We start from the raw sequence: 12,135 nt of genomic DNA, 5'->3' as shown, positions 1-12,135 counted from the left end.
GTAAATAGAAATGTTACGATTTTCTAAACGTTAAATAAATTTTTAACAAATTTAATTTATTTAAAAACTGGAGTTGATAGATTTGGGTCTAAAACAACAACAATATATTAATGGTAAATGGGTGGATGCGATATCAGGTAATACACGTGATATTATAAATCCATTTAACCAGGAGGTTATTGCCACTGTTCCAGAAGGGGATGAGTCAGATGCAAAGGCAGCAATTGCTGCAGCGAGAGAAGCATTTGATAACGGAGAATGGTCGGATACACCTGCAACAGAACGAGGGAATATAGTAAGAAAAATAGCTGAATTAATAGAAAGAGATAAGGAAGAGCTTGCTAGATTAGAATCTTTAGATACAGGTAAAACAGTAGAAGAAAGCCGTGGAGACATGGACGATATTGCTGGTGTATTTCGTTATTATGCTGAGATTGCAGATAAAGATGGCGGTGAACTAATTGATTCTCCAGTACCAAACTCTATCAGTAGAGTAGTTCGCGAACCTGTTGGGGTTTGTGGCCAAATTACACCATGGAATTATCCACTACTACAAGCATCTTGGAAACTAGCTCCAGCACTGGCTACTGGTAATACATTAATTATGAAGCCAAGTGAAATTACACCACTTACAACAATTAAAGTATTCGAATTAATGGAAGAGGCAGGAGTCCCTGCTGGTGTTGCTAACCTAGTACTCGGTTCTGGTACTACAGTTGGTGCAGAGCTATCTAGTAACATCGATGTAGATCTTATTTCGTTTACAGGTGGAATTGTTACTGGAAAGAAAATTATGCAAGCAGCAAGTATTAATGTAAAAAAACTCGCATTAGAACTTGGTGGGAAAAATCCTAACATTATCTTTGCGGATGCAGATTTTGAGATAGCTGTGGATCAAGCGTTAAACGGGGTATTCTTCCATGCAGGACAAATCTGTTCAGCTGGTACTAGACTGATTGTGGAAGAAAGCATTCATGATGAGTTTGTTAGTGCACTTGTTGAGCGAGTGAAAAAGTTTAAGTTGGGAAGTGGATTTGAAGAAGACACACAAATGGGTCCACTTATTTCAGCTGAGCACCTAGCAAAAGTAGAAAAATATGTTGAAATGGGTGTTAAAGAAGGGGCGACATTAGCAATTGGTGGTAGCCGTCCTGAAGATCCAGAACTACAAAAAGGTTTTTTCTACTTACCTACTATTTTTACAGACTGCACGACAGACATGAACATTGTTCAGGATGAAGCGTTTGGACCTGTTATCACAGTTGAAAAGTTCCGAACAGAAGCGGAAGCAGTAAGGCTTGCCAACGACTCTATCTACGGACTTGCTGGTGGTGTTTGGACAAACGATATTGTAAAAGCAGAACGTTGTGTAGCCAAGATGCGCATGGGAACGGTTTGGATTAATGAATTTAACCTGTATTTCCCACATGCGCCATGGGGTGGATTTAAACAGTCTGGTATTGGACGTGAACTAGGAAAACTAGGGATAGAAGAATATACAGAAACAAAGCATATTTTTCATAACCTTAAACCAGAGTCTATCAATTGGTTCTAATTATTAACAATAAATTCCAATAGTTTAATGTTTTTTCGTGTAATTACCTAATAATAATTAAATAAATTGCTACTTTTGAAAAGCTAGGGCCAATTTAGGTTCTGGCTTTTTTGTGTTAATAATAATTATTCTTTCAGGAATAACTTAATGGGTTCTGCCTTTAACGTCTACTTTTGTCCGTATCTATTAGAATTAATATCTCGTTAACATTTCTCTGACAACTCGTAAACATATATTCGCTAAAATAGTGATAAGGAAAAAGGGGATTATGTAATAACTTTGTGAAAGGTTCTAAATTTATTAAATCTAAACATGCCTTTTATCTAAATGGAAATTGGAGTGTTATTAATGAATGAACTGTATTTGGATATTAAAGGAGTCACGTCAGAAGTGAAGATTGAAGAGGCTCTAAAAGGATTGGAAATTTATAAGATATTAACTTTAAATGATTTTAAAATGAAATTTGAACTGTCGACATTTTTCCTAGCCTATGAGTGTGCCACGACTACTATTTTTTAATCAATAAACTAATTAAGGATAGTTTTAATAAAGTATAAATTTGCTCTGAATACTTATGAGTTCAATGTAAGTTCGGTTGATGTAAAGGTGATCTTTAATGAAAACTATACCTTACGTTCTTATAAAAGAATATCAGTTTAGGCAGTTTATTAAATCAAGAGGCAGATTTGTAATAGGGATATGCGCAATTCTACATTTTTGGCAGGTGTAACAATGCTTCTCTCCGTAGCTCAAAGGGGATTGGGGAGATGTTTTCACCTGTAAAAGAACTCTTATTATTTATTTTACCTTCTATACTTCACATAATTATTGGAGCATTTTGCTTCTCAAGTCAAAAGTACAGGAAATTTAGATCTATTGTAACTTGTTCAAAAATAGTTAAAACTTCTAAAGTATAAGCAGAAAATTTAGTAATGTCTATATGTCTTAACTTCCAAATAGCGTAAGTGTTCAATTGCTTTGTGGTTATATTTAGAGGGGATGCTTCAACCCTAAAGGAGAGTGTTAATGAATAAAAAGAATGGGGATTTATTAGGGGAAATATATTTGAATAGGATGTTTATGGAAATGATAACCTGATTTTGCTAATTATTGAAATATAGGGGGATTTTGTGAATGTGTGTTAAAATTTTTGGAGTGGAAAGTAGCTCAATGAAAAAGGCAAGACTGTGGTTCGAAAGGAACGAGATACTCTTTGTTGAAAGGAATATAATAAAAAAACCACTTTCTGTTTGTGAACTACAGGATATTCTACGTTTGGCAGATGAGGGGACAGAAGGCATTGTTTCTAGTAGGTCAAAAATATATAAAGAGGTATCAAGAAGTTTATATGATGACTTAGATGAACTACCTTTACATACATTTCTCGAGCTAATCCATAAGCATCCAAGATTACTTAAGAGTCCTATTATTGTAGATGATAAGAGAATCCAGGTAGGCTATAGTGAAACAGATATTCGAAAATTTATTCCGAAGAAATCTCGTTTAAAATGGAGAATGAAACACATTGGTCAATTGGAAGTCAAACATTCTAAAATTTAGAGGGAAAAATCAATATAGATAAGATTGTAGATTCATAACCTTTTTTACGTCTATCAATATTTTCGATGTTGAAATACGCTAAAAGTATACATTAGAAGGTTGATCCTTAATAAATAGAAGGTAACAGATTTCAAAATATTAATATGACCCAAAATAATAGCATCCGAAAGCAGTAACACTTTGGAATGTGATTGAGCTAGAATATGGTATTAATTCTAGGGAGTGAATCTCGATGACCAGTCTGATTATGAACCTGAAATATTCAGTTCAAAATAATGTATTGGGAATTTTAAACAGAAAGGTAAAAATACCTTTCTGTTTAAAAAAAACTACTATTCCAGATTAGCATGCCTACTGAACATGGAATCGGTGTTTAGTCCTTTTAATTCCATATACCTCAAAATGATGGAATCAAAAAATAGTAACAAAGTTTGTTCAAAAAGTGAAGCCATTGGTTGAATGGTTTTGTATTCACTCGTTTCTTGGTTTTTAGGAGAACCAGGCATTTTTACAACTATATCCGCTAGCTCTCCGATTGTGGATTCAGGATTAATTGTTATAACAGCTACTTTAGCCCCGAAACCTTTTGCTTTATTTGCCATGGAAACTAAGCTTTGTGTTTCACCTGAACCTGAAGCGATAACGAGTAAATCATTTTCGGCGATATTAGCCGTAACTGTTTCACCAACTACATAAGAATCTATTCCCATGTGCATCATTCTCATGGCGAAGGACTTCGCCATCAATCCTGATCGACCCGCACCTGCAACAAACACTTTATTTGAAGAGCTAATTGCTTTAACTAGATTTTCAGCATCAGCGTCAGCAATGTATTGAACAGAATTCGTTAATTCTTCTATTACTTTTGACAGATAATAAGAAGTCTCCATAGAATATCAATCCTATTAAACTAAAGTTGCATCTTTGATTAGTTTTTCCATTTCAGCTGCAACAGCTTTTTTATCATCTTTACCTGTGATTCCGCCCCCAACAATAACTAGGTCAGGTCCTGCTGCAATTACTTCAGGTAATGTTTCTAGTTTAATTCCACCAGCTACAGCAGTTTTTGTATTGGAAACAACGCGTTTAATTGTGCGCAATTGCTCAAAGGAGTTTTCTCCAGCTGCTTGAAGGTCATATCCAGTATGTACACAAATATAATCAACTCCAAGAGCATCAATTTCTTTGGCACGTTGTTCAATGTCTTTTACGTTAATCATATCTACTAAGATTTGTGTTCCGTGTTTTGCAGCTTCTTCAACAGCACCTTTAATTGTTGCATCATCAGTTGCACCAAGAATAGTTACGATTCCAGCACCAGCTTCAGAAGCCTTCATTACTTCATAGCCACCAGCATCCATAACTTTTAGGTCAGCTAATACAGTTAGGGAAGGAAAGGCTTCTTTTATTGCTTTGACGGCATGAAGCCCTTCATTAATTATGACAGGAGTACCAATCTCAACAATATCAATATGGTCTTGAACTTCACCTACAACTTGCTTTGCTTCTTCTACATTCACTAAATCTAATGCTAGTTGTAATTTCATATCCTATTCCTCCTTAAAATTGTGTTGTTTGAACTATTGTACGGTTTCCATTATATTTGAATTGTTCAAAAAAAAAAGTACGCACTTTAAAGTCATATAGTGTATAAAAGTATACTGTCTAATGGGGTAAGTGCTAAAAGGAGGACATAATGAGTCGTTTTGATGAGAAAGTATTTAATTGTGAAAAAGAACTAACGTTAAATGTTATTGGTGGGAAATGGAAGATGTTAATTATGTGGCATTTAGGTAAGGTTGGCACGCTTCGCTTTAATCAATTAAAGTCATTAATCCCAGGAATTACGCAACGTATGTTAGTTAATCAATTAAGAGAACTTGAAGAAGATTTAATTGTCCACCGAGAAGTATATCCTGTTGTACCTCCTAAAGTAGAATACTCCCTTACAGATCAAGGGCAGACTCTAATGCCTATTCTTGAGTCCATGTATGATTGGGGAAAGAAATATCGAGAGAAATACTTAGCGCACACAACCTTTACTGAAGAATCTATTAAATAACATAATTAAGAGAATACTAGGCAATACAAAGCAATGAAATTTAATGTTTATGTAAGAAAATAGGAGCTTAAAAGAGACTACCTGTAACGATAAGGAGGTAGTCTTTTTGCGTTTATTCATTTTCCCTGTGATTTATATTTAAAAGCCTTTATACAGTTATCTTGTAGGGACAGAAAGTGATTCAATTCTCTTAATCCTAATCTTCTTGTAGAATAATAAATATTACCTGAAAGTTAAGGGTCTTGTTTTTTCCTTAAAAACGATTAGAAGAATAAAAAAACACAGATAGGCATTTTTTTACTTTATGGTTAGTATAATATTGTAAGCGATTACAATTTTGTTGTTCACTAAATCAATTTGGATAATAATGAAGGGGAGGAATATAAGATGAAGTATGAAATACCAAATAGACCAGGGGCTAAAGTTAACTTTAAGGAAAGGTATGACAATTTTATCGGTGGAGAATGGCAAGCACCTGTAAATGGAAAATACTTTGATAACATTAGTCCGGTCACCGGGAAAGTGTTTTGCAAAGTTGCAAGATCTTCTGCAGAGGATGTTGAATTAGCTTTAGACGCAGCCCATGCTGCTAAAGCTAGTTGGGGTGGCACATCACCAACGGAGAGAGCTAACATATTAAACAAAATAGCAGACAGAATGGAAGCAAATCTGGAAATGCTGGCTGTTGCAGAATCGTGGGATAACGGAAAAGCAGTTCGTGAAACACTGGCAGCAGATATTCCATTAGCCATTGATCATTTTCGTTATTTTGCTGGTTCTATTCGTGCTCAAGAAGGAAACTTGAGTCAATTAGATGCAGATACAGTTGCCTATCACTTTCATGAACCATTAGGGGTCGTTGGACAAATAATTCCTTGGAATTTTCCGATTTTGATGGCAACCTGGAAGCTAGCGCCAGCACTAGCTGCTGGGAATTGTGTCATATTAAAGCCTGCTGAACAAACACCAGCTTCCATCCATATCCTTATGGAGCTTATCCACGATTTATTACCTAAGGGTGTGCTCAATATTGTAAATGGTTTTGGATTGGAAGCAGGTAAACCACTAGCTTCTAGCAATCGGATCGCAAAAATAGCCTTTACTGGAGAAACAACAACCGGTCGATTAATCATGCAGTATGCCTCTGAAAATATTATTCCGGTGACACTTGAGCTTGGTGGAAAGTCTCCCAATATCTTTTTCAAGGATGTCATGGATGAAGATGATGGGTTTTTAGATAAAGCAATTGAAGGGCTTGTCATGTTTGCATTAAACCAAGGGGAAGTATGTACCTGCCCATCCAGAGCACTTATTCACGAGTCTATTTATGATACATTTATGGAAAAGGCGATACAGCGAATTGAATCTATAAAAATTGGGCACCCACTCGATACAGATACAATGATGGGAGCACAAGCATCTGAGGAGCAATTAGAGAAAATAAAGTCCTACTTAGATATTGGCAAACAAGAAGGTGCAGAGGTCTTAATAGGTGGAGAAGTGAATCAACTCGATGGTGAGTTAGCTAATGGCTACTACGTAAAGCCTACCGTATTTAAGGGGAATAATAAGATGCGATTGTTCCAAGAAGAAATATTTGGACCAGTTTTGGCAGTAACTACTTTTAAAAATGAAGAAGAAGCTTTGGAAATTGCTAATGACACGTTATATGGATTAGGTGCAGGGGTTTGGTCACGAAACATAAACACTGCTTACCGGTTTGGCCGTGCCATTGAAGCAGGCAGAGTATGGACGAATTGCTATCATGCATATCCTGCTCATGCAGCATTTGGTGGATATAAGAAATCTGGTATCGGACGAGAGAATCACAAAATGATGTTAGACCATTATCAACAAACGAAAAATCTATTGGTGAGCTATAGTACAGAAGCTACTGGACTGTTTTGATAACACTTTCATATAAAGAGGTGAAAAAATGGTTGATAAGGTAGTAGGAACGGAACAAACGATAAAGTTAATTGATAGATTAATCGATTTACATGGACCATTGTTGTTTCATCAATCAGGTGGGTGCTGTGATGGGAGTTCCCCGATGTGCTTTCCAAGAGGTGAATTTAAAATTGGCAAGTCTGATGTTTTATTGGGCTATATAGGTAATACCCCTTTCTACATGTCAAAGGATCAATATGAATATTGGAAACATACGCAATTGATTATTGATGTTGTAAGTGGAAGAGGGGGAATGTTCTCTCTTGAGGGACCTGAGGGGAAGCGGTTTTTGACAAGATCTCGTCTATTTACTGATGAGGAGAGGACAGAAGTGAAATAATAAAAAGTGGTAAAAGGAAGCAGGGAATCATAACTGCTTCCTTTTACCTATCATCATTGATTAAGTATTTAGAAACTTATATAAGCTTAATTTTCGATTATACCTTTATTTATTGGTTTTGAATACTACAATATTTTATGAAAAATTATTTTGTGGTTCTTTTTACCTGATGAAATGTGGTAGCATAGCCATAAAAAAATCATAGATTTCACTATAGGTTCGCCTGTTTATAAATGAATGGGAAACCATTCAAGCATGAAAAAGCTATTTGATATAATCAAGCATCAACTTTTAGTTGATAGACATAAAAAAACGCTTTCGCTTATTCTTATAAAGAAAACGATACCATTAGGGGGAAGCTTATGCGAAAGTCGATAGCATACCGCATATTATTTATTTTAATACTTTTAACATTTCTCTTCACATTAAATACTGTGTTAAGTGGAATAACTAACTCTCAAGTGCAATTATCCTCCAAATTATTCTCCGATTATTTTATTAGTTTGGAAAAAGAGCAAGTGCAAGTAGAGAAGGAAATGGGAAACATAGAATTATCTATTCAGACGTACTTATTAGGTGACGAGGCAAATGAGCAAGGAATAACAGAATCTATCTCTAATAGTATAGAAAGAGCTACTACGGGTATTAATGAAATCGCCTCCATAACAAAGGGATACGCTGAAAAATCTATGGATGATAAGTTAAGTAATGCGTATGAACCATATTTAGCTGATATGGAAGCGTATATGGAAGAGGCTACTGTCGTAGTAGGATCAATTCAAAGTGGTGATTTAACAACCGCAAATCAAGGTTATGTTACGCTTTCCAAATTATCAGATACTATGGTTTCAACTGAAAGTGAATTTCAAGAAGTATTAGATAGTAGTATTGAACATGAACAAAGCTTAATCGATTCTAGAGTTGCTAGATCCACGATGATCATTTGGTCAATGGCAGCGATTTTTATTTTAGCTGTAGCCGTAGCATTCAGAATTACGATGAAAACGATCATTGCACCGTTGAAAAATGCTAATCGTAGTCTAGGTGACATCATTGAAAAATTAGAAAACAATGAAGGGGACTTAACTGCTAGAATTGACGTTCGTTCTGAAGATGAAATTGGTCAGATAACAAAAGGTATTAATCGTTTTCTAGAAACACTACAACATGCGATGATTTCCATAAAGTCTGGATCAACTATTATTCAAGAATCTACGGAGAACATGAGTGGGCACCTTGTGGAATCCAAAAGATCTACATCGAGTATTTCTGCGGCGTTGAATGAATTATCAGCTAGTATGGAAGAAATCAGTAGTACGATTCAGAATATTGAGGATGGTTCTAAGAATGTTCTTTCATCAGCTAATGTAATTGCAGAGGATGCGAAGTCAAGCTCTACTTATGTAGCAGGTGTTGCGGAACGTGCGGATCAAATACGTACGCAGTCCAGTCAGAGTAAAGAACAGACAGAGTCGGTACTAAAGGATATTAACCATACAATGTCTATTTCGATTGAAAACAGTCGTTCTGTTGAGAAAATAAACCAACTTACAGCTAATATATTGGATATATCATCTCAAACCAATTTGCTTGCATTAAATGCGTCGATTGAGGCGGCAAGAGCAGGTGATGCTGGTAAAGGATTTGCTGTGGTAGCTGATGAAGTAAGAATCCTTGCTGAAAGTACTGAACAAACTGCCAACGATATTCAGAGTATTAGTACGTTAGTAACGGAGTCTGTCGAAGAACTAGTTAATAATGCAAATAAGATCATGTCCTATATAATGGAAAAAGTATTGGCTGATTATGATGGATTTGTTGAAATAGCTAATAACTATAAACAGGACATGGATACGATTGATGAGATGTTAACGCGTTTTAGTACTAGATCAGGGGATTTAAGCACCATTTCTAGCAGTATGGCTGAAGGAATTCAAGAAATAACACTAGCGGTTGAAGAGAGTGTTAAAGCTGTCATTGAATCAAATGAAAATACAACCAGCCTGTTAAATTCGATTACAACTATTACAGATGAGGCTGCGCATAATAGTGAAATTGTTACCGATTTAAATAATCAGGTAAATAAATTTAAGAAAGTGGAAGAGGATTCCTTATTGGATGAAAATGAGGATGAAAAGTAAATAAATAAGAATAAAAACACGTTATGAATTTTCATAACGTGTTTTTAAGTGGGTTCTAGTCAAACTTCTATTGAATAGCTCAAGCACAACTTTCTTCTATGAACTAAATTCTCTCTCTACTGTAGCTAAAGCTGCACCAATAACCTGGTGCATGTCGTAATATTTATACGTTGCTAACCGACCGCCAAAGATGACATTCTTTTTATCGTCAGCTAACAATTTATATTTTTTGTAAGTATCATTATTTTTATCATCATTTATTGGATAATAAGGCTCATCACCAGGCTTCCATTCGGAAGGATATTCTTCTGTAATAACGGTTTTCTCTTGGGTACCGAATTCAAAATGTTTGTGCTCAATTATTCTTGTATATGGGGTTTCCTTATCCGTATAGTTGACCACTGCATTTCCTTGGTAGTTATCAGTATCACCTATTACCTTTGTTTCAAAATGTAAGCTTCTATATTCCAAGACGCCAAACCTGTAATCGAAATATTGGTCAATCATACCAGTATAGACTACCTTTTTAGCTAAACGCTCCAGTTCTTCTCGTTGTTCAAAAAAATCGATATTTAATTTAACATCAATACCTTCCAACATCTTTTCAATAATACCTGTGTACCCGCCAATCGGAATACCCTGATAGCGATCATTAAAGTAATTGTTATCATATGTAAAACGAACAGGTAACCGTTTAATGATGAAAGCTGGTAATTCACTCGCTGATCTTCCCCATTGTTTTTCGGTATAGCCCTTGATTAATTTTTCATAAATATCTGTTCCAACTAAAGAAATAGCTTGTTCCTCTAAATTCCTAGGATCTGTAATACCTGCAGCTACTTTTTGTTGTTCAATTTTTGCGATAGCTTCGCTAGGGGTGACAGTCCCCCATAACTTGTTAAATGTGTTCATGTTAAAGGGAAGGTTGTAAATTTCTCCTTTATAATTTGCAATCGGTGAGTTAGTATATCTGTTAAACTCAGCAAAGCGATTTATATATTCCCATATCTTCTGATTGTTTGTGTGAAAGATGTGTGCCCCATATTTATGAACGTTGATACCTTCCATTTGTTCGGTATAGACATTACCACCAATATGATCTCGCTTATCAATAACTAAACACCTTTTTCCTCTTTTGTTTGCTTCATAGGCAAAAACGGAACCGAACAAACCAGCGCCCACGACTAGATAATCATACATGTAAAATCTCCTTATAAACTATGTAATTTAGGACTATTTTATCCAAATATGTCAAAGATATATATTAATGGGAGCATTATAACAAAGTAGTATGAATTAATAAAGAGAAGTTTCGTCCCTATAGGGATATAGTTCTAGTGTTCATTGCAAAAAGTTCTAGTAGAGTGCTATACTAAGACTTACAATTAGGATTAAAACAAAAAGGTGAATATATGAATATAGAAGCACTTCAACATTTTAATAAGGTTTATCAGATGAATAGTATTAATTCTGCGGCTAAAGAACTATTTATTACACCACAGGGTCTTAGTAAAACGATAAAGCAACTTGAATTAGAACTTGAGGCAGAGTTATTTGATCGTGGTCCACGTGGTATGGAAGCAACAGAAGCTGGAGAATTACTATATGCAAGGTCTCAGCATATTGTTTATCTGATGGAAGATCTAAAAAAAGAAATCAGTATTATTAGTGGAAGCAAAGGTACGTTAAATGTTGTAGTTACATATTCATCAACATCTGTTATTCCTATTGATTTTTTATACGAGTTCTCTAAGACTTATCCTGATATACAAGTGAAAATTCGAGAGTTGCCTGATGATTCTTCCCTTAATCAAATGTTTCAAGAGGACGTGGATGTCGGGTTAGTGACAGACTATGAGGATATTGAGAACTGTGAGCATGAATTAGTTGCTTCAGGAGAAGCGGTCGTTGTAGTTTCTAATAATCACCGGTTAGCTGATAAGCAAGAAGTTTCACTTGATGATTTGAGAGACGAACCTTTAGTTGTCAAATCTGCCGGGAAGGGTAAAGACCATAGTTTTGTAGATAAATGCTTAGATAGAGGAATAACCCCAAATGTGGTTCATGAATTTGGCAATATTCTAACCGCGCACCGTCTATGTGAATTAAATGGATTTGTTGCTATTTCGGTCGACTTCGTAGAAACTACTTTACAACAAAATAATTTAAAAGTTGTTAGGTTAAAAGAGAAAATTCCACAAAATATATACTTAGTTTCCCGCAAAAGAGGGATTCAATCAAAGGCAATTATGCTGTTTAAAAGTTATATAAAAGATAAAACTGAAAAAAAGTGAGTCGACTTAATGTGCTAAAAAGCCCGTTAAATCGACTTTTTTTTGTTGTAACAAACTAAAAGTTACTACCCCCTAACTTTTGGTTGATAGCCGTAAATTATGAAATGGGTTACATTGAAGTAGCAAGAGAATTAAAGAGGATCATTTCGATAAAGTTAAAGGAGGTCAGTTTGGCAATAGAACTTATAGTCTTTAATAATCCTAGAACTTTTTCGACAAATCTGGAGTATTCT

11 protein-coding genes are annotated in these 12,135 nt (G+C 35.2%); 8 read left to right on the top strand and 3 right to left on the bottom strand.

All coding sequences use genetic code 11. From position 1 onward, the window contains the following. Nucleotides 1-82: 82 nt before the first annotated feature. The 3 genes from betB to H7K77_RS14030 all read left to right on the top strand — a co-directional run bounded on the left by betB (nucleotide 83) and on the right by H7K77_RS14030 (nucleotide 3,115). Entirely contained in the window at nucleotides 83-1,555 is a 1,473-nt protein-coding gene (gene betB / locus H7K77_RS14040) for a betaine-aldehyde dehydrogenase (RefSeq protein ID WP_186578487.1), read from the top strand. A gap of 348 nt (nucleotides 1,556-1,903) precedes the next feature. Beyond that, entirely contained in the window at nucleotides 1,904-2,074 is a 171-nt protein-coding gene (locus tag H7K77_RS14035) for a hypothetical protein (protein ID WP_186578486.1), read from the top strand. 615 nt (nucleotides 2,075-2,689) lie between these two features. Next, entirely contained in the window at nucleotides 2,690-3,115 is a 426-nt protein-coding gene (locus tag H7K77_RS14030) for a Spx/MgsR family RNA polymerase-binding regulatory protein (protein ID WP_186578485.1), read from the top strand. 332 nt (nucleotides 3,116-3,447) lie between these two features. Here the strand turns inward: H7K77_RS14030 and hxlB are convergent, their stop codons facing one another. Continuing rightward, nucleotides 3,448-4,005 carry a 6-phospho-3-hexuloisomerase gene (hxlB, locus tag H7K77_RS14025; protein WP_186578484.1) on the bottom strand — a complete coding sequence of 186 codons (558 nt, stop codon included), beginning with the start codon at nucleotides 4,003-4,005 and terminating at the stop codon, nucleotides 3,448-3,450. Nucleotides 4,006-4,020: 15 nt separating this feature from the next. Continuing rightward, the gene (hxlA, locus tag H7K77_RS14020) at nucleotides 4,021-4,662 is read right to left on the bottom strand and encodes a 3-hexulose-6-phosphate synthase (protein ID WP_186578483.1); all 642 of its coding nucleotides are present in this window, start codon (nucleotides 4,660-4,662) and stop codon (nucleotides 4,021-4,023) included. A 149-nt stretch (nucleotides 4,663-4,811) separates the two neighbouring features. Between hxlA and H7K77_RS14015 the strand changes: the two genes are divergently transcribed. The 4 genes from H7K77_RS14015 to H7K77_RS14000 all read left to right on the top strand — a co-directional run bounded on the left by H7K77_RS14015 (nucleotide 4,812) and on the right by H7K77_RS14000 (nucleotide 9,608). Further along, the gene (locus H7K77_RS14015) at nucleotides 4,812-5,177 is read left to right on the top strand and encodes a winged helix-turn-helix transcriptional regulator (protein ID WP_186578482.1); all 366 of its coding nucleotides are present in this window, start codon (nucleotides 4,812-4,814) and stop codon (nucleotides 5,175-5,177) included. Between the two features lie 387 nt (nucleotides 5,178-5,564). Further along, nucleotides 5,565-7,085 (top strand): aldehyde dehydrogenase, encoded by a 1,521-nt coding sequence (gene adh, locus H7K77_RS14010; protein WP_186578481.1) that lies wholly within the window; start codon nucleotides 5,565-5,567, stop codon nucleotides 7,083-7,085. 28 nt (nucleotides 7,086-7,113) lie between these two features. Continuing rightward, a complete protein-coding gene (locus tag H7K77_RS14005; protein ID WP_186578480.1) occupies nucleotides 7,114-7,467 on the top strand; it encodes a DUF779 domain-containing protein in 354 nt (117 codons plus the stop codon). 362 nt (nucleotides 7,468-7,829) lie between these two features. Continuing rightward, nucleotides 7,830-9,608: a methyl-accepting chemotaxis protein gene (locus H7K77_RS14000; RefSeq protein ID WP_186578479.1), complete on the top strand. Its 1,779-nt coding sequence runs from the start codon at nucleotides 7,830-7,832 to the stop codon at nucleotides 9,606-9,608. A gap of 96 nt (nucleotides 9,609-9,704) precedes the next feature. Here H7K77_RS14000 and glf read toward each other — a convergent pair whose 3' ends face one another. Beyond that, on the bottom strand, nucleotides 9,705-10,808 hold the full coding sequence (glf, locus tag H7K77_RS13995; RefSeq protein WP_186578478.1) for a UDP-galactopyranose mutase: 1,104 nt from the start codon (nucleotides 10,806-10,808) through the stop codon (nucleotides 9,705-9,707). A 212-nt stretch (nucleotides 10,809-11,020) separates the two neighbouring features. Between glf and H7K77_RS13990 the strand changes: the two genes are divergently transcribed. Then, nucleotides 11,021-11,902, top strand: coding sequence for a LysR family transcriptional regulator (locus tag H7K77_RS13990; RefSeq protein ID WP_186578477.1), 882 nt, complete (start codon nucleotides 11,021-11,023; stop codon nucleotides 11,900-11,902). Nucleotides 11,903-12,135 lie beyond the last annotated feature (233 nt).

Origin of the sequence: Aquibacillus kalidii (assembly GCF_014280935.1) — a bacterium.
Lineage (GTDB): Bacteria > Bacillota > Bacilli > Bacillales > Amphibacillaceae > Aquibacillus_D > Aquibacillus_D kalidii.
This window is presented reverse-complemented; position numbering and strand designations above follow the sequence as displayed.